We start from the raw sequence: 22,317 nt of genomic DNA, 5'->3' as shown, positions 1-22,317 counted from the left end.
TCACCAGGCAGGCGCACGCCACGATGGCGTGCGTTCACGTAGCCCTTACAGATCGAAACCGAGCTGGGCTTTACCGAGGGGCGTCAGATCTTCGGCGGTTGCCCGTCCCACGAAGTCGACTTCGAAATGGTCGGCCGGGAAATCAGGCGGGCTCTTGCCTTCAAGGAAGCTAGGCAACTGGCGCTTGAGGTATTCATCGTTCTTGGCACACGCGGGCGCCGACGCGATATACATCACGTTGCTGTAGCCTGCGCCGCGATGCGCGTCTTCGACCGCGTGGATCACGTCGCTGTGCCAGAACACGGTATCGCCCGCCTGCATGTGGGGAATCGATGAGAGCGCGTCGAAAAGCGGCGCATGAAATTCCGGCTTGATGGATAGCGCGCGGCCTGGCATCGCGCCGCACAGGTCGTCGTCGGCGACATCGTCCTGAAGGGCGCGCAACAGGATATAAGCCATCGAATTCGCAATGGGCACGAGTTGCAACGTGCCGTCCCCGGGACCTTGCGGTGTCAGTGCGGTCCAGCCCTGAAACGTGCGGAACATCGAACATACGGCGGGCGACGCAATCTCCTCGACGTCGGGCCGGAACGCGGCATCGAACGGATCATATCGACGCCAGTTGCCGTCGAACACATGCCGGTACACCTTGCGGAAATTCGCCTCGATCCACCGCTCTACCGAGCCGCCGTCGCAATGCGCGGACAAGCCCAATGACTCGGAACCAGGCGGCCGCCGACGCATCCGGTCAGCGTAAACCGGCACTCGCTCTGGATCGAAATGGACCCGGCCTTCGCTCTCATTGCGCCACAGCCGGTTCAGAAAGACACGGGCCGCAGTCAGCGACGGCGCCTGGCGCGCGAGGACCTGCGGCTTTGACCAGTACACGCCGTAAATCTGTGGCTTGCTCGACGCGAGCTGGCCGAAGTATTTGTCCTCGGCGCGGTTCTGCAGACGCGTATGCAGGTCGTTGCGTTCGACGTAGTCCGCGATGTCGCTGTCCCACCCTTCCACCAGCGCGCGGTCGAACACGTTGCGGATCACACATGCACCACGCGTTTTGACGAGTTCGATCTGCTCGCCGCTCACGCGCTGCTCCGCGATGTCGGAGAACTGGATTTCGGGGATCACGTTTTCGCCGCGATTGCGTTGCGCGGCGATTCTGCTGGCTTCGGCGCGAATCGCTTCATCCACCTCGGCGAAAACATCACGATAGTTCGGAAGTCGTGCGCGAAGCTCCTGCTTGGCCTGCCGGATGGCTGCCGGCAAATCGTCGATGATGAGTGCCATGGTCGTCTCCTTGTGGGTTCTGCTGTAACCGCAGGATAGGCCGACCGCACCCACAGAAGTGATACCATCCAGACAATTTCTTTGCACCTTCTGCCATGAAACCAGCATACGAACATGTCGAATTTGGCGACGACTGCTCGGTCCGGGTTTACCATCGGCGTCTGCCGCGCATACCGTTCGAATGGCACCATCATCCCGAATACGAACTGACTCTGACGCTGAACAGTCAGGGCAAGCGTTACATCGGGGATTCGATTGCGGACTATGTAGAGGAAGACCTGGTTCTCGTGCCGCCGAATCTTCCTCATACGTGGGCGTCGAACCGCTCGATCGACGCGGCGTCCCCTCAGGTTGCCATCGTGATCTGGTTCGGCGGAGACTGGGCGCGTCGACTGGCGGATGTCTGCCCGGAATATGCGCCGTTGCGTAACCTGCTGCGACGAGCGGCCTGCGGGTTGGCATTCGGTCCGGAGGTCGCCGCCGCAATGCACGGCCAACTCGACAATCTGCTGTCCAACGCGCCGCGAGAACGCCTTGCGGTCGTGCTGAATGTTTTGTGCGCGTTGGCGGAAGCACCCGGTGAGCCGCTCGCTTCGCCCGCGGCGTTTAGCGACCGGACGGAGGGTCCTTCAGGCCACGAACCGGAGCGTATCAACCGCGTGCTTTCGATGATCGATTTGCGCTTCGCCGAACCTTTGCGTTTATCTGAGCTTTGCGAGGCTGCGAACGTGTCGGAGCGTTCTCTCGCGCGCTACTTCGAGCAGCATATTGGAGAGAGCGTTGGGCGATATATCGCGCGGGTCAGGATTGGACATGCCTGCCGGATGCTTGCGCACACCTCCACGCCTGTCTCCGTTGTTGCAGCCAGGTCTGGATTTCCGAACGTCGCTAACTTCAATCGGCAGTTCAAGGCGTTGAAGGAACTCACGCCCGCCGCTTACCGCAAACAGTTCGCGGCCGGCGATATTGCCGAGACAGACACCGGTCCGCAGATCAACGAACGCTCATTTTCGTTGCAACGGAATCCGCGACTACCGAAATCGATTGCGTAGCGCGGGCAAGCGGCTGGGCGCCGAAATATGCGCCAGACAGCTACGCTACGGGATTCCCCTGGGTCGCCGCGGTGAGCTCTTACGCAAGGCTGAGGAGCCATGAGTTCGCGATGTGGCTGCTACGGGCGAAAGGTCAGTCGCAGGTGAGAACTCACTCTAACGTATTGTTTTTGATAACCAATCGACTGATGTCGAGTGATCTCGGCAGCGCGAGCGAGTCCGAACCGCACCGGCCCAAGTCCAAAGTTAAGCGAATCTCGACAAATCTCAACAACAGCAGCATCCCTTCTTGAATTTGTCACCACCCGTCCATATAATTAGCACTCGCTGCACGAGAGTGCTAACAACATCGCCGGTTGGCTCAGCCAGCCGGGTTTTCTCAGCGTTCTTCAGTCTCAATCAAGAGAGGAGTATGTATGAACCTTCGTCCTTTGCATGATCGCGTGATCGTCAAACGTCTGGATCAAGAAACCAAGACCGCGTCGGGCATCGTGATCCCCGAAGCCGCAGCAGAAAAGCCGGATCAAGGCGAAATTCTGGCAGTCGGCCCGGGCAAGCGTGACGACAAGGGTGCTCAAATCGCGCTCGACGTGAAGGTTGGTGACCGCGTTCTGTTCGGCAAGTATGCAGGCCAGACCGTCAAGGTCGACGGCAACGAACTGCTCGTGATGCGCGAAGAAGACATCATGGCCGTGGTGCAGAAGTAAGCGCTGGTCGCTACTTTTCCCGGTCATATCTTAAAGAATTCAAGGAGTTAGAAGATGGCAGCTAAAGACGTCGTATTCGGTGATTCCGCCCGTGCCAAGATGGTTGAAGGCGTGAACATCCTCGCGAACGCTGTGAAGGTCACGCTGGGCCCGAAGGGTCGCAACGTTGTCCTGGAACGCAGCTTCGGCGGCCCGACGGTCACGAAAGATGGCGTGTCGGTCGCGAAAGAGATCGAACTGAAAGACAAGCTCCAGAACATGGGCGCGCAAATGGTCAAGGAAGTTGCTTCCAAGACCAGCGACAACGCAGGTGACGGCACCACGACCGCAACGGTCCTGGCTCAGTCGATCGTCCGCGAAGGCATGAAGTACGTTGCATCGGGCATGAACCCGATGGACCTGAAGCGCGGTATCGACAAGGCTGTGACGGCCGCGATCGAAGAACTGCGCAAGATCAGCAAGCCGTGCACGACCAACAAGGAAATCGCACAAGTCGGCGCGATTTCGGCAAACAGCGACTCGTCGATCGGCGATCGTATTGCTGAAGCCATGGACAAGGTCGGCAAGGAAGGCGTCATCACGGTTGAAGACGGCAAGTCGCTGCAAGACGAGCTGGACGTGGTTGAAGGTATGCAATTCGACCGCGGCTACCTGTCGCCGTACTTCATCAACAACCCGGACAAGCAAGTCGCCGTGCTCGAAAACCCGTTCGTGCTGCTGCACGACAAGAAGGTGTCGAACATCCGTGATCTGCTGCCGGTACTGGAACAAGTCGCCAAGGCTGGCCGTCCGCTGCTGATCATCGCAGAAGACGTCGAAGGCGAAGCACTGGCAACGCTGGTGGTGAACAACATCCGCGGCATCCTGAAGACCGTTGCTGTCAAGGCTCCGGGCTTCGGCGATCGCCGTAAGGCCATGCTGGAAGACATCGCGATCCTGACCGGCGGTCAAGTCATCGCTGAAGAAACCGGCCTGACGCTCGAAAAGGCAACGCTGGCTGAACTGGGTCAAGCGAAGCGTATCGAAGTGGGCAAGGAAAACACGACGATCATCGACGGCGCTGGCGAAGCAGCCACCATCGAAGCACGTGTGAAGCAGGTTCGCACGCAAATCGAAGAAGCTACGTCGGACTACGACCGTGAAAAGCTGCAAGAGCGCGTTGCCAAGCTGGCAGGCGGTGTTGCGGTGATCAAGGTCGGCGCTGCGACCGAAGTCGAAATGAAGGAAAAGAAAGCACGTGTCGAAGACGCACTGCACGCAACGCGCGCAGCTGTGGAAGAAGGCATCGTGGCTGGCGGCGGCGTCGCGCTGATCCGTGCACGTACGGCGATCGCCGGCCTGAAGGGCGCTAACGCCGATCAGGACGCAGGTATCAAGATCGTGCTGCGCGCAATGGAAGAGCCGCTGCGCCAGATCGTCACGAACGGTGGCGAAGAAGCCAGCGTCGTGGTGGCAGCTGTTGCTGCTGGCCAAGGCAACTACGGCTACAACGCAGCAACCGGCGAGTACGTCGACCTGGTCGACGCTGGTGTTGTCGACCCGACGAAGGTGACGCGCACGGCGCTGCAAAACGCAGCTTCGGTCGCTGGCCTGCTGTTGACGACCGACGCAGCTGTTTGCGAACTGCCGAAGGAAGATGCTCCGATGGGCGGCGGTATGCCCGGCGGCATGGGTGGCATGGGCATGGACATGTAATTTCGATTGGGCCTCGTCTAGAGGCTCAGTTGGAAGCACATGGGGGAGTGCGCCGCGAGGCGTGCTTCCCAAACGAAAAAACCCGCAGAAATGCGGGTTTTTTTATGGGCGCTCGCCGCAGGCAGAAGCGCCCGGACCAGCGGGCAGCCGGCACTTAACAACGGCTTTCAGTGCCGCGCTTCGCCCGGCGCCGCGTCCTTGCCGGCTGCCGGCGGCGTTTCGTCGTCGGCGCTGCGCGCCCAGAAGAACCGGTCCGGCATATACGCGCCCATGCCCGGCCGGAACGCATTGCGCACGGCCTGGTACAAATACTCCTGCGCCTCGCGCACCGCCTCGGCGGGATCCTGGCCGTTCGCCAGCAAAGCGGCGATCGCCGCGCCCAACGTATCCGTCAAGCCCATGATCCGATGGCTGCCGCGGTCCCACATGTCCTGACGCAACTGGCCGTCTTCGCTGAAAAGCGTATTGACGTGCCGGTGCGTGCCGGTTTCCGTCGACAGAATGTATTCGCAGCCTTGCGACAGCAGATGTGAGATGGCGGCGTCGAGGCTGGGCGCTTCGGCGTCGCCGTCCGGTTGGGCGAGCGCGAGCAGCGTGGCCGAATCGGCAACCAGCAACGTGGTTTGCGGCGCGAGCAGGTCGGCGATCGCTTCGCGCAGTTCGTCGGCGGACAGCACGTGCTCGTCGTCGAGCGTGAAATCGGGGGCGAGAATCAGTGGAATGTCGTCGTAATCGGCGACGACTTCGGCAATCGCGCTCACCACTTCCGCGCGGGTGCAGGCGCCGACCTTGAACGCGGCGATCGGCATATCTTCGAGCAGCATCCGCGCCTGGGTCGCGACCACTTCGGGGTCGAGCCCGGTGACTTCGTCGCAACTGGCCGAGTCGCGCACGGTGTAGCCCGTGAGCACGGAGACGCCGTGGCAGCCCATGCTGGCAAGGGTCATGAGGTCGGCTTGCAGGCCGGACCCGCCGGTGGGATCGGAAAGGCCGAAGGTGAGGACGATCGGAGGCGTGTCGCTGGGCATGAAGATTTGCAGAAAGGAGCTAAATTTAGGCGCAGAGAGTGCGCAATCGACTCAATTATGCGGCCTAAACCGTCCCGAGGGCGTTTTTTCGCATCTCGCGATGCGTCGCAGCAAGCAGGCGTGGGTCGGCGCGCGGCACGACGCCGCAACCACTGTGCCGGCCGACGCAAACTGCATAGCCAAAGGCCGTCGCACGCTACGATTGCGCGTTTCTGATTGCTAGGCATTGGGGCGGCAACACGGTACCATCATGGCTCCCGTTTCCCCGGACTCTACGACGCGACACAAGAATGGAATATCAAAGCTGGATGTGCCTGATTTGCGGCTGGATTTACGACGAAGAAGCCGGTTTGCCGGACGAAGGCATTGCGCCGGGCACTCGCTGGGAAGACGTCCCGATTAACTGGACCTGCCCGGAGTGCGGCGCGCGTAAGGAAGACTTCGAGATGGTCCAGATCTGAAGTCCGGGAGCAGCCGGCAGGCCGGCTGCGGGCCGTGCCGCATGTCCGCGGCGCGGCATGGGCAAGGCGTTTCGCAGCCGGCGTGACGCGCCGGATCGAACGCACCCGGTGCGCTCTGAAGTTTGCCCCAACGCGTCGACGCGGAACGTCCTCGGTCGGGCCGTGTCGCAACGTTAGTCTGTCATTGTCCTGTCGCCGGTTCGCGCGTTAGCCGATCAGTCTGCGTGCGGCGCGAGGCGACGGCCCGTCAGCTTCGTGTCGCCTGCCCATGACTCCTCAATCCGCTGCACCCGTTTCCTTCGATGCCTTGCCGAATCCGCGCGGCGGCGCTGTGCGTCCCGCCGAACTCGCGCTGGCTGAGGCGCTGCTGGCATTCGAACAGCACAGCGAGAGCACGTCGGCGTTGCTGCGGGCGTCACACGCATTGCGCGGAGCCGGCTGGCTGAGCGCACAGCGCTTCGCCGACGCGCTGGTGCGGCTGTCGCCGCTCGCGGAGGGCGACCCGGCCGACGCGGTCAACGCGCGGCCCGTGTTCGGCGCGGCCTTGCGCGACTTCCGCGCCGCGCTCGAGCGTCACAATCTGCGCGAACTGTCCTGTTCGCCCGTGCTGTTCAATCATTACCGGGCGCTCTGCGCGCATCTGTCGGAGCACACGCCCGGTTCCACCGTTGCCTTCGAAGATCTCGCGCTGACCGCGCGGCCGGTGCCGCCGGTCTCGCTGCACGCGCAGTCCGCCGATCAACTGGCGCATCTGCGGGCGCGCTATGAGCGCGCGCTGCTGCCGGTGCTGCGCTCGCAGGCCGATACCGGCAGTGCGGTGGCGCTGGCCGTTACCAACGCGGCCCTCGACGAACTGGACGCGGTTTTCAGTGAACTCGCCGGCCCGGACCCGTATGATTTCTGGCGCCTCGCCAAGGCTTGCGCCAAGGCGTTGCGAGTCAGCGGCCGCGCCACGGGCGAAACCGACGCACGGCGTTTTTACGCCCGTTGCAACCTCGCGCTCGCCGATCATGCGCGCGGCATCGAGCTTGCGCCGCGCTCACTCGTGCGCGCAACGCTCGCGCTGCTGTGGCGCGACTACGCGTTGTTCGGCGCCGCCGCGGAAGACGCCGACCAGGTGGAAGTTCTGCACGACTACGGCCTGACCGTCGACTGGCACGTCGCGGGCACCCAGGCATCTGAGATGCTTTGGGAAGCGGGCGCCGTGCAGGCCCAGGCGATCAGCGCCAGTCGTAGCGCGTTGACGCGTGAGTTGGGCGTGCTGGCCGTCAATGTGAACGCCTACGAAGATTTTCTGCAAACGGCGGACGCATCGATCTCCGCGTTGACCGAGCATGCCCGTGCAGCCGACCAGCCGGAGAAAGCCGATCCGAGCGAAGCGCTGCAAGCGGGCGATGCCGCTTATCGGCTCGGCTCCGCCGCGTGCGCGCTGGGCCTCGGCCACGTGGCGCTGCTGGCCGACGCGCTGGGGCTTGCGTGGCGCCGTCGCGCGCATGCCGGCGTCTCGACGCCTGCGGTGCGTGCGCACGTGATTGTCGGCGCCCCGGCGGCGAGCACGCTCGAGCAGGCCGCTGAAGCCTTGCGCGCCACGCTGCACAAAGTCGCCGCGGGCGTCGCGCCACCCGGCGGCGGCACCGCGCTGGCCGCCTTGACGCGCTCGATCGAGCAGGGCGGCGCGTGAGCGAGGTGCGTGACAGAGCCGATAAGCCTGGCCCTTCGCCGGCCGGCAGCAACGGGCCTCAATGACACAACCCGGCGGCACGCAACACGCGTGCCGCGAAGGCTCGCGAACCTGCCCCGTGGCGAGCGCCCGCGTGCGTGATAGAGTGCAACTTGATTGGCCGTCGATGGCTTGCGGCACGCTTCATGGCACACATCGCGGTTCCACGCTCAAAGCCCCGCCATCCTGCATCGTCTTTGCTAAAATCCGAACTATGTCCAAGAGTACCGATCGCATCAATCTGACCAACCAGTTCCTGATCGCCATGCCGAACATGGCGGATCCGACGTTTTCAGGAACGGTGGTCTACCTTTGCGATCACAGCGAGCGCGGTGCGCTCGGCCTCGTGATCAACCGGCCGACCGACATCGACCTGCAAGCGCTCTTCAGTCGCATCGATCTCAAGCTCGAGATCGAACCCCTTCTCCATGTGCCCGTGTATTTCGGCGGCCCGGTGCAAACCGAGCGCGGCTTCGTGCTGCACGATCCGAAAGACGGCAACGCGTATACGTCGTCCATGTCGGTGCCGGGCGGCCTCGAGATGACCACGTCGAAAGACGTGCTCGAAGCCGTGGCGAGCGGCACGGGTCCGGAGCGTTTTCTTCTCACGCTCGGCCATGCCGGCTGGGGCGCGGGCCAGCTCGAAGAAGAGATTTCGAAGAACGGTTGGCTGACGGTCGAAGCCGACCCGAAAATCGTCTTCGACGTGCCTGCCGAAGAACGTCTCGAAGCCGCGCTGGCCCTGCTCGGCATCAACCTGTCCATGCTGTCGGGCGAGGCGGGCCACGCATGAGTCTGCCGGCCGGACGTGAGGCGACGCTGCTTGCGTTCGACTACGGTGAAAAACGCATTGGCGTGGCAGTCGGCAATTCGCTGACACGTCGCGCGCGGCCGCTCGTGATCGTGCAGAACCGCAGCCGCGAATACCGCTTCGAGGCAGTCGGCAAACTGATTGCCGAGTGGAAGCCGAACGTGCTCGTGGTTGGTCTGCCATTGCATCCGGACGGCACGCCGCACGAAATGACGCAACTCGCGAAGCGCTTCGGCAATCAGCTGAATGGCCGCTTCAATCTGCCGGTCACGTGGATCGACGAACGCTATTCGTCGGTCGAGGCGAAGGCGGAAATCCGCGCCGGCAACGGCCGCGCCGACATGCTCGACGCCGAAGCCGCCAGCATCATCCTCCAGCAATATCTAGACGGACTTTCCGACGATCATGAGTTCCATTGACGCCGAAGCGCTTTATCGCGCGTTGCTCGACCAGATTCGTGCGGTGTATGGCGATCAGCTCGGCGCCGGGCAAGACGGCGCGGAAGGCGCAGTGCTGGCCGGCATTTACAGCGGCGGCGCGTGGCTCGCCGAACGGCTGGCGCGCGACCTGAACTTGCCGAGCTACGGCGTGGTGAACGTCGCGCTGCATCGCGACGATTACGCGAAAAAAGGCCTGCACTCACAGGCGAGCCCGACCTCGCTGCCGTTTTCGGTCGACGGCCGCCGCATCGTGCTAGTCGATGATGTGCTGTACACCGGCCGCACGATTCGCGCGGCGCTCAACGAGCTGTACGACTACGGCCGCCCGGCATCGGTCGAACTGGCGGTGCTCGCCGATCGCGGCGGGCGCGAATTGCCGGTGGCGGCGCGTTTTGTCGGCGGTGTGGTGAATATTCCCGCCGACGCCACGCTCGTGCTGGCCCGTTCGGACGGCGCGCAGGACCAGCCGCGTTTCACTTTTCATACTGAAGCACGCGTCGATTGAGCGCGGCGTTAGAGTGCGACAGCCGCGCATCGAGCCCGTCGCAATCGGCGCATCGCATTGAACCATCACACGCCACGCACAAGAGAATTTTCGAGCCGTTCGTCGCAGCTCAACGCGCGAAGCACAGCCTGGCATCGTCACACGCAGTCCGCATCGACACCGATCACGTTGAAGCCCGTATTTGAAGCAGGTACATCATGAACACCGCCCCCCAGGCTCCCAAGGATTCCGCCGATAGCGCCACCGAGCGCTTCCGTTACGGCTTCCTCAAGGGCAACCCGCAGCTCACGAAAAACGGCGAGCTCAAACATCTGTTGTCGATCGAGGGCTTGCCGAAGGCGATCGTCAATCACATTCTCGACACCGCCGACCAGTTCGTCAGCGTGACCGATCGCGAGGTGAAGAAGGTGCCGCTGTTGCGCGGCAAGTCGGTGTTCAACCTGTTCTTCGAGAACTCGACGCGCACTCGCACTACCTTCGAGATCGCCGCGACGCGTCTGTCGGCGGACGTGCTGAATCTGAACATCAACGCGTCGTCGACCAGCAAGGGCGAGTCGCTGCTCGACACGATCAACAACCTCTCGGCGATGCATGCCGATATGTTCGTCGTGCGCCACGCATCGAGCGGCGCGCCGTATCTGATCGCCCAGCATTGCGCGCCGCACGTGCACGTGATCAATGCCGGCGACGGCCGTCATGCGCACCCCACGCAGGGGCTGCTCGACATGTACACGATCCGCCACTACAAGAAGGACTTCACGAAGCTGCGCGTGGCGATCGTCGGCGACATTCTGCATTCGCGGGTCGCGCGCTCGGACATTCATGCGCTGACCACGCTCGGCGTGCCGGAAGTGCGCGCGATCGGTCCGCGCACGCTGTTGCCGGGCGGTCTCGAACAAATGGGCGTGCGCGTGTTTCACAACCTCGATGAAGGCCTGAAAGACGTCGACGTGATCATCATGCTGCGTCTGCAGAACGAACGGATGAGCGGCGCGTTGTTGCCCTCGGCGCAGGAGTATTTCAAGAGCTGGGGCTTGACGCCGGAGCGTCTCGCGCTCGCCGCACCCGACGCGATCGTGATGCACCCCGGCCCGATGAATCGCGGCGTCGAAATCGATTCGCAGGTGGCCGACGGTCCGCAATCGGTGATTCTGAATCAGGTGACTTTCGGTATCGCGGTGCGCATGGCGGTGATGGGGATCGTCGCGGGCAATCACGATTGATCCTGCAGATGCAGAGCCGGCACTCAAGCACAGTACGAACCCGCGACACGTAGCGCGGAACTAGCTGAACTCAGCTGAACATAAGGCAGCGCATGAAGATTCATATTCAAGGCGGCACGCTGATCGATCCGGCAGCGGGCACCGAACAGCAGCAGGACATTTTTATCGAAGCCGGCAAGATCGCCGCGATCGGCAACGCGCCTGCGGATTTCCACCCGGAGAAGACGATCGACGCCAAAGGTCTCTGCGTCGTACCGGGTCTGGTCGACCTGTCCGCGCGTTTGCGCGAACCAGGCTACGAACACAAGGCGACGCTCGAATCCGAAATGGCCGCTGCGCTCGCGGGCGGCGTGACGAGCCTCGTCTGCCCGCCCGACACGGATCCGACGCTCGATGAACCGGGCCTTGTCGAGATGCTCAAGTTCCGGGCGCGCAATCTGAACCAGGCGCATGTGTATCCGCTCGGCGCGCTGACGGTCGGCCTCAAGGGGCAGGTCATCACCGAGATGGTCGAACTGACCGAAGCGGGCTGCATCGGCTTTTCGCAGGCCGACGTGCCGGTGGTGGATACGCAAGTGCTGATGCGCGCCCTGCAATACGCGAACACCTACGGCTATACCGTGTGGCTGCGTCCCGTGGACGCCTATCTCGGCAAGGGCGGCGTCGCCGCGAGCGGCGCGCTGGCGTCGCGGCTGGGGCTCTCGGGCGTGCCGGTGTCGGCGGAAACCATCGCGCTGCACACCATCTTCGAACTGGTGCGCGTGACGGGCGCGCGGGTGCATCTGTCGCATGTGTCGTCGGCGGCGGGCATTGCGTTGATGCGCGCGGCGAAGGCCGAGGGCTTGCCGGTGTCGTGCGACGTCACCGTGAATCACGTGCATCTGATCGACCTCGACATCGGCTATTTCGACGCGCAGTTCCGGCTCGATCCGCCGCTGCGTCAACAGCGCGATCGCGAAGCGATTCGCGCGGGTCTGGTCGACGGCACGATCGACGCGATCTGCTCCGACCACACGCCGGTCGACGACGACGAAAAGCTGCTGCCGTTCGCCGAGGCTACACCGGGCGCGACCGGGCTGGAGCTGTTCCTGTCGCTGACGGTGAAGTGGGCCGATGAGGCACGCGTGCCGCTCGCGAAGGCGCTGAACCGCATCACCACGGCGCCGGCCGATGTGCTCAAACTGGACGCGGCCGGCCGTATCGCCGTGGGCGGCGTGGCCGATCTCTGCGTGTTCGACCGCCACGCGCATTGGCGCGTCGAACCACGCGCGTTGAAGAGCCAGGGGCATAACACGCCGTTCCTCGGCTACGAACTGCCGGCGCGCGTGCGTGCGACCATCGTGTCCGGGCACGTCGCATTCGAACAGCGCTGATCGCCGCGACGTTGCTACGCTCGTTGTCCCGCTCATAGGCCAGCTCATAGGCCAATTCACTGGCCCAATCAGGAACGCTCCGACCATGAAGCTCGCGTTACGCAAGGCCCGTCTCGTCGTTCATCTGCTGCACGGCATGTGGATCGTGGCGACGCGCTTTCCCAAAGCCAGCGCCGAGGTGCGTCACACGCTCAATCGCGAATGGTCGCTGAAGATGTTGCGCCTATGCGGCATGCGGCTCGTCGTGCATAACGACAGCGCGCGGCTCGATCGCGGCGCGCTGGTGGTCGCCAACCACATTTCGTGGATCGACATCTATGTGATCAACGCGTGGCGGCCCACGCCGTTTGTCTCGAAGGCCGAGATCCGGCAATGGCCGGTGGTCGGCTGGCTCGCGCAGCAACTGGACACGGTGTTCATTCAGCGCGAGAAGCGCAGCGACGCGAAGCGGATCATGCACGAACTGTCCGACCGCCTGGGCGCGGGCGAACTGATGTGCGTGTTTCCCGAGGGCACGACCTCCAATGGACTCGCGCTGCTGCCGTTTCACGCGAACATGTTTCAGGCGGCCGTGTCGGCGTCGGCGCCAGTGCAGCCACTGTGCATGATGTATGAGGACGCGCAGGGCCGGCAATCCACCGCGCCTGCCTATATCGACGATCTGTCGCTCGCCGATTCGCTGAATCTGCTGCTGAGAGGCGGACCGCTCACCGCGCATATCTATGTCTGCGCGCCGCTCGCGCCAGGTGCGGACCGGCGCACATTGGCGGCGGAAGCGGAAGGCGTGATCGCGGCCGCATTGCGGGAGATGCAAAGCGGCGCCGCGATGACCGGCGCGCTGAAGGCGGAGCGGACCGCTACACCCGCCGCCGTGGCAACGTTGATTGAAGAACCGGTCGATCAGGTCGACCGGTCAGGACGTTCGGCCTGAATTTCGGCCTACGGTCTATCCCAAGATGTGACTGGCCCGGCGCGGCTGCTTAATTGCCACCCGCCGCCGCGCGGCAGTTCTCGCACTCGACCTGTGTCAGCGTGCGCTCCGCGGGCTTTTGCGCGAGACGCACGGCGGACAGTTGTTCGCCCCACACGCAGCCTGAGTCGAGACCGATCAGGTTGTCACGCAGAATCAGCCCGAGCGCGGCCCAATGACCGAACACCACGGTCACATCGGCGGTCTTGCGCGACGGTACATCGAACCACGGCATGCAACCCGGCGGCGCTGCATTCAGGCCGCCGCTGCTGCTGAAATCCATGGTGCCTTCGGCGTTGCAGAAGCGGATGCGCGTCAACGCGCTGCACGTCAAACGCAGCCGCTCGATGCCCTTCAGTCCCGGCTTCCAGCGGTTCGGCTCGTTGCCGTACAAACCGGCGAGCGTCTCCTTCCAGTTCGGCGCGCGCAGTGCGCGCTGCAATTCGTCGGCGAGTTCGAGCGTCAGGTTCACGTCCCACTGCGGCAGCACGCCCGCATGAACCATCAGCATGCCGTTGTCGAAGTGCGCGATCGGACGGTGGCGGATCCATTCGAGCAGGTCGGCAGCATCCGGCGCGGCGAGAATCTCGTCGATCGTGTCGCCTTTCTTCGACTTGCGAATTCCCGCCGACACCGACAGCAGATGCAGATCGTGATTGCCCAGCACCGGCACCGCCTGCTCGCCGAGCGCGATGACGTCGCGCAACGTGGCCAGCGACTCGGTGCCGCGGTTGATCAGGTCGCCCGCGAACCACAGCGGCGTGCCGGCCGGCGGCGCGGCCTTGGCGAGCAGCCGCTGGAACGGCGTGCGGCAGCCTTGCAGATCGCCGAAGGCGAGCGGGTGTAGGGGCGGATCGGAAAGAGCGGAAGACGTGGTGGCGGGTGTCATCAAGGAAATGAGTGCGGTTTGATACACGCTGTTACGCACGAGGCGTGCCGCGTTGGGCAATGCAACATATTAGCGTGACATAATAGCCCGTTTGTAGGGTTGATATCGGGTCGGGCGCCGCCGGCAAGCGGCCTCGCGCAGGGCGCCCCCGATATTGCGACACAACAGGATGACTTTCATGAACGGAGAAAGCATGTCGTCTTTTCATGCAGAGCAACCTATTCGTACGCTCGTCACCGGGGCGAGCGGCTTTACTGGCCGCTATCTGGTCGACAACCTGCTCGGTCGCGGCCACACGGTGATCGAAACGGTCGCCGGGCGCGACGAGCCGGAAACGCCGACGCGCCTGCGGCTCGACATCACGTCGCCGGACGCCTGCCGGCGCGTGATCGAAATCGCGCGGCCCGACTACATTGTCCACCTCGCTGCGATCAGCTTCGTAGGCCATAACGATCCGCTCGACTTTTACCGCGTCAACGTGATCGGCACACTGAATCTGCTGGAGGCGTGCGCGGCCGTCGGTCATACGCCGCGCAAGCTGCTGATCGCGAGCAGCGCGAACGTCTACGGCAACGTGACGAGCGACGCGATCGACGAGAGCTTTCCGGTCACGCCGGTCAATCACTACGCGGCCAGCAAGGCGGCGATGGAAACGATGGTGCGCACGTGGTTCGACCGCCTGCCGATCCTGATCGTGCGGCCGTTCAACTATACCGGCCGCGGCCAGGCTTCCAACTTCCTCGTACCGAAGATCGTCGAGCACTTCGCGCGCCGCGAACCGTCGATCGAACTCGGCAATATCGACGTCGCGCGCGATTTCTCGGACGTGCGCTACGTGGCGAGCGCCTATGAAGCGTTGCTCGACTCCGAGGCCGCCTCGGAAACCGTCAATGTCTGCACCGGCACGCCCTTTACATTGCGCGAAATCCTCTCGGCGGCGAGTGATCTGACGGGACACGAACTCGAGATTCAGATCAATCCCGCCTTCGTGCGGCAAACCGATGTGAAGATGCTGGCCGGCTCGCCCGCCAAACTGCGCACGCTCGTGCCAAAAGTCGAGGCGATTCCGTTCATGGATACGCTGCGCTGGATGCTGGCGGCATAATCGGCCGCATTTGCGCGGCGATCCGCCATCTTTTTGCGTCATGGTGACGCGCGACTTTCGTTCGCGTATAAACAATCATAATGCGTCGTATTGCAGGCTGATTTGATCAGACGTGTGCGGCGTTTGCTCCCGTTTTCCCCAGTGCATTACGCTGAATCAGACCGCTTGCCGTTCCATCGGCGCGGCGTTCCATCATGCTTGCGGCCGTTCACAGCGATATGAGTCATGAAAGTGACGGCCGAATTAAGTGATGGAAACCAAACTTGTCAAGCTGTTTCAAGTTGTTAGGGTTCTAGTTTTTGCCTTTGGCGGCTTTATAATCGGGGCTTCATAAGATTGGCGTTTGAGCGCCCGCCCGCAGTGCCCAAGGGCGGCGGCGGGCGTCCACAAGATTCCGACACCACAACGCGTGGTTGCAGGTCAGTCAAACCATTTCGACCTGCCACCAACATCTAGAAGGGAATTTCATGATTCTGGTAACGGGCGGCGCCGGTTTTATCGGCGCCAATTTCGTGCTCGACTGGCTCAATGCGTCGGACGAAGCGGTACTGAACGTGGACAAGCTGACGTACGCCGGCAATCTGGGTACGCTCAAGTCGCAACAAAACAATCCGAAGCACATTTTCGTGCGCGCGGATATCTGCGATCGCGCCGCGCTCGACGCGCTCTTTGCCGAGCATAAGCCGCGTGCCGTGCTGCATTTCGCCGCCGAGAGCCATGTGGATCGTTCGATCCACGGCCCGGCTGATTTCGTGCAGACGAACGTGGTCGGCACCTTCACGCTGCTCGAGGCGGCCCGTCAGTACTGGACTGCGCTCGGCGAGGCCGACAAGGCCGCGTTCCGTTTTCTGCACGTGTCGACCGACGAAGTGTTTGGCTCGCTCTCCGCTACCGATCCGCAATTCTCCGAGACCACGCCGTACGCGCCGAACAGCCCTTACTCGGCTACGAAGGCAGGTTCTGACCATCTGGTGCGCGCCTACCATCACACGTACGGCCTGCCGGTGCTCACCACGAACTGCTCGAACAACTACGGTCCGTACCAGTTCCCCGAGAAACTGATTCCGCTGATGATCGCCAACGCGCTCGGCGGCAAGGCTCTGCCGGTGTATGGCGACGGTCAGAACGTGCGCGACTGGCTGTATGTCGGCGACCACTGCAGCGCGATCCGCGAAGTGCTCGCGCGCGGCACGCCGGGCGAGACGTACAACATCGGCGGCTGGAACGAGAAGAAGAATCTCGACGTGGTCCACACGCTGTGCGACCTGCTCGACCAGTTGCGTCCGAAGACGGGCGCGTCGTACCGCGATCAGATCACCTATGTGAAGGATCGTCCGGGCCACGACCGCCGTTATGCAATCGACGCCCGCAAGCTCGAACGCGAGCTCGGCTGGAAGCCTGCGGAAACGTTCGAGACGGGTCTCGCGAAAACGGTCCAGTGGTATCTGGACAATCAGGAATGGTCGGATGAGGTCGCCTCGGGCGACTATCGCAAGTGGGTTGAGACCAACTACGCGCAGCGCGCGTAAAGGCACGGCAATGGCGCGCAAAGGCATTATTCTCGCGGGCGGTTCGGGCACACGCCTGTATCCGATCACGCACGTGGTATCCAAGCAGTTGCTGCCGGTCTACGACAAGCCGATGATCTACTACCCGCTGTCCACGCTGATGGTGGCGGGCATTCGCGACGTGCTGATCATTTCGACGCCGCAGGACACGCCGCGCTTCGAAGCGATGCTGGGCGACGGCAGCCAGTGGGGCATGAATATCCAGTACGCGGTCCAGCCCTCGCCGGACGGGCTCGCGCAGGCGTTCATCATCGGCCGGGAATTTGTGGGCAACGATCCGTCGGCGCTGATTCTCGGCGACAACATTTTCTACGGCCACGATCTGGCGAAGCAGCTCGAGCGCGCCAACGAGAAGACCGACGGCGCGACGGTCTTTGCGTACCACGTGCACGATCCTGAGCGTTATGGCGTGGTCGAATTCGACAGGCAGTTCCGCGCGCTGTCGATCGAAGAGAAGCCGGCCAGGCCGCGTTCGAACTACGCGGTCACGGGTCTGTACTTCTACGACAAGCAGGTCTGCGACATTGCGGCGGACATCAAGCCGTCGTCGCGTGGCGAGCTCGAAATCACCGATGTCAACTCGCGCTATCTCGCCAACGCGGCGCTCGAAGTGGAAATCATGGGCCGTGGTTACGCCTGGCTCGACACAGGCACGCATGACTCGCTGATCGAAGCCGCGACCTTCATCGCCACGCTGCAGAAGCGCCAGGGCCTGGTGGTCGCGTGTCCGGAAGAGATCGCTTACCGGCAGCAGTGGATCGACGGCGAGCAGTTGCAGGCGCTCGCCAGACCGCTCGCGAAGAACGCTTACGGCAAGTATCTACAAAACCTTCTTACGGACCAAGTGGCATGGCCATCCAAGTAACCGCTACCACGCTGCCTGAAGTCAAGATCATCGAGCCCAAAGTGTTCGGCGATGCGAGAGGCTTTTTCTTCGAGAGCTTCAATGCGAAGGAATTCGCGGAGCAGGTCGAGCCGGGCGTCGAATTCGTGCAGGACAACCATTCGCGCTCCGCGAAGGGCGTGCTGCGCGGGCTGCACTACCAGGTCCAGAATGCGCAGGGCAAGCTCGTGCGCGTCGTCGAAGGTGAAGTGTTCGATGTCGCTGTGGACATCCGCAAGAGTTCGCCGAATTTCGGCAAGTGGGCGGGCGTGGTTCTGTCGGTCGACAACCATCGGCAATTGTGGGTACCGCCCGGTTTCGCGCACGGTTTCGTCGTGCTGTCCGAGTCCGCGCAGTTCCTCTACAAGACCACCGACTACTGGTATCCCGAGCACGAGCGCAGCATCGTCTGGAACGATCCGTCGATCGGCATCGAGTGGCCGATCGACGAAGAGCCGCTGCTGGCGGCGAAAGACGCGGCGGCCAAGCTTCTGGCCGATGCTGACGTCTTCGCATAAGGGGCAGGCATGAGCGCACATGATGCCAAGCGGACGATCCTCGTCACCGGTGTGAACGGCCAGGTGGGTTTCGAGCTCGCGCGTACGCTGCAAGGGCTCGGCACCGTGGTCGCGGTGGATCGCGCCGCGATGGACCTGTCCGATCCGGATCAGGTTCGCGCCGTGGTGCGCAACATCCGGCCTACGCTGATCGTGAATCCCGCGGCCTATACGGCGGTGGACAAAGCCGAAGAGGAACTCGATCTCGCCATGCGCATCAACGGCGAAGTGCCGGGCGTGCTCGCTGAAGAAGCGAAAAAGCTGGGTGCGGCGCTGGTTCACTATTCGACCGACTATGTGTTCAACGGCGAGAAAGACGGCGCCTACGTCGAAGACGATCCCACCGATCCGCAAAACGCGTACGGGCGTACCAAGCTGGCCGGCGAGCAGGCCATCGCCGCGAGCGGTTGCGCGCACCTCATTTTTCGCACGAGCTGGGTGTACGGCACGCGCGGCAAGAACTTCCTGTTGACGATGTTGCGCCTCGGCGCGGAGCGCGACGAATTGAGCGTGGTTGCCGACCAGATCGGCGCGCCGACCTGGTCGAAAACGATTGCCACGCTCACGGCAAACGTACTCGCCCAAGCAGCGGCGCCGGGTCAGAGCGACTGGTGGCAGCAGCATTCGGGCGTCTATCACCTGACCGCGGCGGGTTCCGCGTCGTGGCACGGTTTCGCCGAGGCCATTTTCGAATTGTCGGGCCTCGCGAAGACGCCGACCGTCAAACCGATCCCGGCTGCTTCCTATCCGACGCCGGCGAAGCGGCCCGGCAACTCGCGCATGTCGAATGACAAGCTTGCACGGACGTTCGGCGTGCAGGCGCCGGATTGGCGCGACGCCTTGCAACTTTGCCTGGGCGAGCGTTGAGCGGCACCCCGCTGACATCGCGTACGGGTGCCGTCGTTGTTTTCTACAACCCCGATGCGGCGTGTATCGAGCGGGCCAACCGGCTCGCCGCACGGATGCACTGCGTGGTGGTCGACAACACGCCGGACGTGCGCCCGGCGAGCGAGCTGGGACTGGCCGCCGCGATCGAGTACCTGCCTAACGGCGAGAACGCGGGCATCGCGACGGCGATCAATCAGGGTGTCGAAGCGCTGATTCGCGGCGGCTTCGACATGGCGATCATCTTCGATCAGGACAGCGAGCCGCCCGCGTCGCTATTCACGGAGCTGCCGAAGGTCATCGACGCGGCCAACGCAGCGGGCGAGCGGGTCGCGCTGGCGGGTCCGGCCTACGAAGACGCGCGCCTGCGCGGCCTCGCGCCGTTCGTGCGCTTCAAGTGGGGCACGCTGGAGCGGATCGTGCCGCAGGGCGATCAGCCTATCGAGGTCGACTTCCTGATTTCGTCGGGCTCGTGCATCAATTTGCGCTGGTGGTCGAGCATCGGTCCGATGGACGACGCGCTTTTCATCGATTTTGTCGACCTGGAATGGTGTGTGCGTGCCAAGCAGAAGGGCTACCGGGTGCTGGGCGTGCCATGGGTGCACATGCGCCATGAACTTGGTGGCGAGCCGGTCCGCGTACTGGGTCGCGCGTATCCCATGCATAGCCCGTTGCGCCACTACTACCTGTTCCGCAACGCCGTTGTGCTGATTCGCCGCTCCTATGTGCCCTGGACGTGGAAATCGTCCGAACTGGTCAAATTTCCAGTGCGGCTCGTCATCTATTCATTGATGCCCTCGCAACGGCTGGCCCATCTGAAAATGGCCTTGCTCGGTATGTGGGACGGCATCCGTGGGCGGTTGGGTAGACTTTAGAACGCGGTACGACAGCAGTCGGTGCCATTGGCGGTAACTCCGCGGGCAGCCGGCATCTCGTCGGACGCGTAGGAAGGAATTGCATGAATACGAAATTTAGCGAGCATCAGCAGGACTCAGTTGGTCAGGACGTCGCCCACGATGAGCCGTCGTCCCCCGGCGCGGAAGATGCACGCCGTCTTCAGGCGCGCGTGACACAGCTCGAGAAACAGCTCACCGAGGCGCTCAACGACGGCGAGTCGATCGCCAAGCTCAACAATCGGATTCTGAAGCTGGAGGTCGAGCAGGCCACTTTGCTCCATTCGACTTCGTGGCGCGTGACAGCACCGCTGCGTTCGGTGAGCCGTATCGCGGCGGCGGTCCGCCTCGCATTCAGCACCATTGGCCGGCAGGCCGAGGTCAGGGGCGGGCTGGGCAGCGCGCTGGGCTATTACGCGTCGGTAATCGGGCGCGAAGGTCTGCCGGGCGTCGTGGCGCGCGTGCGCCGGCTCAAAAGCGGACGCGGATTCGCCGACGGTCCGCCGCGCGACGAGGTCTACCACGAGTGGATCAGTCAGTACGATACGGTCACGCCGGCCAAGCAACGCGAAATCGAAGCGGAAATCGGACTGTTGGCGCGCAAGCCGCTGATCTCCGTCGTTGTGCCCACGTTCAATAGCGACGAGCGTTTGCTGCGCGAAATGGTGGCATCGGTGCAGGCGCAGATTTATCCGCACTGGGAGCTGTGCATCGCGGACGATGCGTCGACCCTACCGCACGTCAAGGCCGTCCTGCAGGAGCTTGCCGCGGCTGACAGCCGCATCAAAGTCGTCTTCCGTGAGAAGAACGGCCACATTTCCGAAGCCAGCAATAGTGCGCTCGCGCTTGCAACGGGCGAATACGTCGCCTTGCTGGATCACGACGACCTGCTGCCGCCGCACGCGCTGTACATGGTGGCGCGCTACATCAATCTGCATCCGCAAGGCCGGATGTTCTACAGCGACGAAGACAAGCTCACCACCGAGGGCAAGCGCACCACGCCTTACTTCAAGTGCGACTGGAACCCGCAGATGTTCCTGACGCAGAACATGTTTTCCCATCTGGGCGTGTTCGAGACGAAGCTGGTTCGGGAGGCGGGCGGTTTCAGGAAGGGCTTCGAAGGCAGCCAGGATTACGACCTGGCGTTGCGCTGCGTGGAACTCGCCGGCGACGACAGCGTGATCCACATTCCGCATGTGCTGTATCACTGGCGCATCGTGCCCGGCAGCACGGCGGGCAGCGGCAGCGAGAAGCCGTATGCGCTAGTCGCCGCGATTCGCGCGCTGGAAGATCACCTGAAGCGCGCGAACATCAGCGCAACGGTCGAGCATCCGGTGGAATCACTCGGGGTGCTGCGCGTGCGTTATACGCTGCCGAGTCCGCAACCCAAAGTGTCGATCATCATTCCGACGCGGGACGGGCTTGCGCTGCTCAAGCAATGTGTGGACAGTGTTTTTGCCTGCACGCTTTATCAGAATTTCGAAATCATCATCGTCGACAACGGCAGCGTGAAGCCGGAGACAATGAAATATTTCGACGAAGTGTCGCAGCGTCCCAATGTGCGTGTATTGCGCGATGAATCGCCATTCAATTTCTCGGCGCTGAATAATCACGCGGCGCGCGTGGCGACCGGTGAATTCCTGTGTCTCCTGAATAACGATATCGAGGTGATCTCGCCGGACTGGTTGAATGAAATGGTCAGTCTGGCCAATCTGCCGCGCGCCGGCGCGGTGGGCGCCTGCCTGTGGTATCCGACTGATGCGTTGCAGCACGGCGGCGTGGTGATCGGTCTTGGCGGGATTGCCGGCCACATGCATCACATGATGAAGCGCGGGCACTTCGGGTACTTCGGTCGCGCGGTGGCGACGCAGAATCTGTCGGCGGTGACGGCCGCTTGCCTCGTCGTCAAGAAGTCGGTCTACGACGAAGTGGGCGGTCTGGAAGAAGACCTGGCCGTCGCCTTCAACGACGTGGACTTCTGCATGAAGCTGCTGAAGGCGGGCTACCGCAACATCTGGACGCCGTATGCCGAGATGTACCACCACGAATCGGCGACCCGTGGCTCGGACCTCGATCCGGCGAAGTACGACCGGTTCGTGAGCGAAATCCGCCGCATGGAGGCACGTTGGGAAGGCTGGTTCGAACGCGATCCGGCGTATAACCCAAATCTGTCGCTCAGTTGCGAGGTGCTGCCGTTCACGCTGGCATCGCCGCCGCGCATCGGCCAGTTCGAATAGCCGCGCAGGCGCCCTGGTGTCCGCA

The 22,317-nt window shown here is 62.9% G+C and carries 21 protein-coding genes; 18 read left to right on the top strand and 3 right to left on the bottom strand.

What is annotated here, in order from left to right; genetic code table 11:
- Window positions 1–45 precede the first annotated feature (45 nt).
- Window positions 46–1,290, bottom strand: a complete 1,245-nt coding sequence (locus PQR54_RS26750) for a DUF1479 domain-containing protein (protein ID WP_408250916.1) — start codon at window positions 1,288–1,290, stop codon at window positions 46–48.
- A gap of 95 nt (window positions 1,291–1,385) precedes the next feature.
- Between PQR54_RS26750 and PQR54_RS26745 the strand changes: the two genes are divergently transcribed.
- From PQR54_RS26745 to groL, 3 genes are all read left to right on the top strand, one after another.
- Window positions 1,386–2,342: a helix-turn-helix domain-containing protein gene (locus PQR54_RS26745; protein WP_408250914.1), complete on the top strand. Its 957-nt coding sequence runs from the start codon at window positions 1,386–1,388 to the stop codon at window positions 2,340–2,342.
- 416 nt (window positions 2,343–2,758) lie between these two features.
- Window positions 2,759–3,049, top strand: coding sequence for a co-chaperone GroES (groES, locus tag PQR54_RS26740; RefSeq protein ID WP_007178996.1), 291 nt, complete (start codon window positions 2,759–2,761; stop codon window positions 3,047–3,049).
- 54 nt (window positions 3,050–3,103) lie between these two features.
- Window positions 3,104–4,744 (top strand): chaperonin GroEL, encoded by a 1,641-nt coding sequence (gene groL / locus PQR54_RS26735; protein ID WP_106286119.1) that lies wholly within the window; start codon window positions 3,104–3,106, stop codon window positions 4,742–4,744.
- Between the two features lie 167 nt (window positions 4,745–4,911).
- Here the strand turns inward: groL and PQR54_RS26730 are convergent, their stop codons facing one another.
- Complete coding sequence (locus tag PQR54_RS26730) at window positions 4,912–5,772, bottom strand: hydroxymethylpyrimidine/phosphomethylpyrimidine kinase (RefSeq protein ID WP_106286118.1); 861 nt, start codon at window positions 5,770–5,772, stop codon at window positions 4,912–4,914.
- A 290-nt stretch (window positions 5,773–6,062) separates the two neighbouring features.
- Between PQR54_RS26730 and PQR54_RS26725 the strand changes: the two genes are divergently transcribed.
- The 8 genes from PQR54_RS26725 to PQR54_RS26690 all read left to right on the top strand — a co-directional run bounded on the left by PQR54_RS26725 (window position 6,063) and on the right by PQR54_RS26690 (window position 13,236).
- The gene (locus PQR54_RS26725; protein WP_006047743.1) at window positions 6,063–6,233 is read left to right on the top strand and encodes a rubredoxin; all 171 of its coding nucleotides are present in this window, start codon (window positions 6,063–6,065) and stop codon (window positions 6,231–6,233) included.
- Between the two features lie 268 nt (window positions 6,234–6,501).
- Window positions 6,502–7,914 (top strand): FimL-related protein, encoded by a 1,413-nt coding sequence (locus PQR54_RS26720; RefSeq protein WP_408250911.1) that lies wholly within the window; start codon window positions 6,502–6,504, stop codon window positions 7,912–7,914.
- A 253-nt stretch (window positions 7,915–8,167) separates the two neighbouring features.
- Window positions 8,168–8,746 (top strand): YqgE/AlgH family protein, encoded by a 579-nt coding sequence (locus PQR54_RS26715; RefSeq protein ID WP_007178990.1) that lies wholly within the window; start codon window positions 8,168–8,170, stop codon window positions 8,744–8,746.
- The gene (gene ruvX, locus PQR54_RS26710) at window positions 8,743–9,183 is read left to right on the top strand and encodes a Holliday junction resolvase RuvX (RefSeq protein WP_408250909.1); all 441 of its coding nucleotides are present in this window, start codon (window positions 8,743–8,745) and stop codon (window positions 9,181–9,183) included. The genes PQR54_RS26715 and ruvX overlap by 4 nt, the downstream gene beginning before the upstream one ends.
- Window positions 9,170–9,709 (top strand): bifunctional pyr operon transcriptional regulator/uracil phosphoribosyltransferase PyrR, encoded by a 540-nt coding sequence (gene pyrR, locus PQR54_RS26705; RefSeq protein ID WP_408250907.1) that lies wholly within the window; start codon window positions 9,170–9,172, stop codon window positions 9,707–9,709. The genes ruvX and pyrR overlap by 14 nt, the downstream gene beginning before the upstream one ends.
- A 197-nt stretch (window positions 9,710–9,906) precedes the next feature.
- Window positions 9,907–10,932, top strand: a complete 1,026-nt coding sequence (locus PQR54_RS26700) for an aspartate carbamoyltransferase catalytic subunit (RefSeq protein WP_179706555.1) — start codon at window positions 9,907–9,909, stop codon at window positions 10,930–10,932.
- A gap of 92 nt (window positions 10,933–11,024) precedes the next feature.
- On the top strand, window positions 11,025–12,305 hold the full coding sequence (locus PQR54_RS26695) for a dihydroorotase (protein WP_408250905.1): 1,281 nt from the start codon (window positions 11,025–11,027) through the stop codon (window positions 12,303–12,305).
- An 85-nt stretch (window positions 12,306–12,390) separates the two neighbouring features.
- On the top strand, window positions 12,391–13,236 hold the full coding sequence (locus PQR54_RS26690; protein ID WP_408250904.1) for a lysophospholipid acyltransferase family protein: 846 nt from the start codon (window positions 12,391–12,393) through the stop codon (window positions 13,234–13,236).
- Between the two features lie 49 nt (window positions 13,237–13,285).
- Here PQR54_RS26690 and PQR54_RS26685 read toward each other — a convergent pair whose 3' ends face one another.
- Entirely contained in the window at window positions 13,286–14,164 is an 879-nt protein-coding gene (locus PQR54_RS26685; protein WP_408250902.1) for a symmetrical bis(5'-nucleosyl)-tetraphosphatase, read from the bottom strand.
- 193 nt (window positions 14,165–14,357) lie between these two features.
- Here PQR54_RS26685 and PQR54_RS26680 point away from each other — a divergent pair, with 193 nt between their 5' ends.
- The 7 genes from PQR54_RS26680 to PQR54_RS26650 all read left to right on the top strand — a co-directional run bounded on the left by PQR54_RS26680 (window position 14,358) and on the right by PQR54_RS26650 (window position 22,292).
- Window positions 14,358–15,269, top strand: coding sequence for a GDP-mannose 4,6-dehydratase (locus PQR54_RS26680; RefSeq protein WP_408250900.1), 912 nt, complete (start codon window positions 14,358–14,360; stop codon window positions 15,267–15,269).
- A 467-nt stretch (window positions 15,270–15,736) separates the two neighbouring features.
- On the top strand, window positions 15,737–16,798 hold the full coding sequence (gene rfbB, locus PQR54_RS26675; RefSeq protein ID WP_408250898.1) for a dTDP-glucose 4,6-dehydratase: 1,062 nt from the start codon (window positions 15,737–15,739) through the stop codon (window positions 16,796–16,798).
- A 10-nt stretch (window positions 16,799–16,808) separates the two neighbouring features.
- Window positions 16,809–17,702, top strand: a complete 894-nt coding sequence (gene rfbA, locus PQR54_RS26670) for a glucose-1-phosphate thymidylyltransferase RfbA (RefSeq protein WP_408250896.1) — start codon at window positions 16,809–16,811, stop codon at window positions 17,700–17,702.
- Window positions 17,687–18,238 (top strand): dTDP-4-dehydrorhamnose 3,5-epimerase, encoded by a 552-nt coding sequence (gene rfbC / locus PQR54_RS26665; RefSeq protein WP_408250895.1) that lies wholly within the window; start codon window positions 17,687–17,689, stop codon window positions 18,236–18,238. Before rfbA ends, rfbC begins: the two co-directional genes overlap by 16 nt.
- Window positions 18,239–18,247: 9 nt before the next feature.
- The gene (gene rfbD, locus PQR54_RS26660) at window positions 18,248–19,144 is read left to right on the top strand and encodes a dTDP-4-dehydrorhamnose reductase (protein ID WP_408250893.1); all 897 of its coding nucleotides are present in this window, start codon (window positions 18,248–18,250) and stop codon (window positions 19,142–19,144) included.
- Complete coding sequence (locus PQR54_RS26655) at window positions 19,141–20,037, top strand: glycosyltransferase family 2 protein (protein WP_408250892.1); 897 nt, start codon at window positions 19,141–19,143, stop codon at window positions 20,035–20,037. Before rfbD ends, PQR54_RS26655 begins: the two co-directional genes overlap by 4 nt.
- 83 nt (window positions 20,038–20,120) lie before the next feature.
- Complete coding sequence (locus PQR54_RS26650) at window positions 20,121–22,292, top strand: glycosyltransferase family 2 protein (protein WP_408250891.1); 2,172 nt, start codon at window positions 20,121–20,123, stop codon at window positions 22,290–22,292.
- The last annotated feature ends 25 nt before the right edge of the window (window positions 22,293–22,317 follow it).

Origin of the sequence: Paraburkholderia phytofirmans (assembly GCF_046028095.1) — a bacterium.
GTDB lineage: Bacteria > Pseudomonadota > Gammaproteobacteria > Burkholderiales > Burkholderiaceae > Paraburkholderia > Paraburkholderia phytofirmans_A.
The sequence above is the reverse complement of the archived record's forward strand: the minus strand, read 5'-3'. Positions and strand labels throughout refer to the sequence as shown.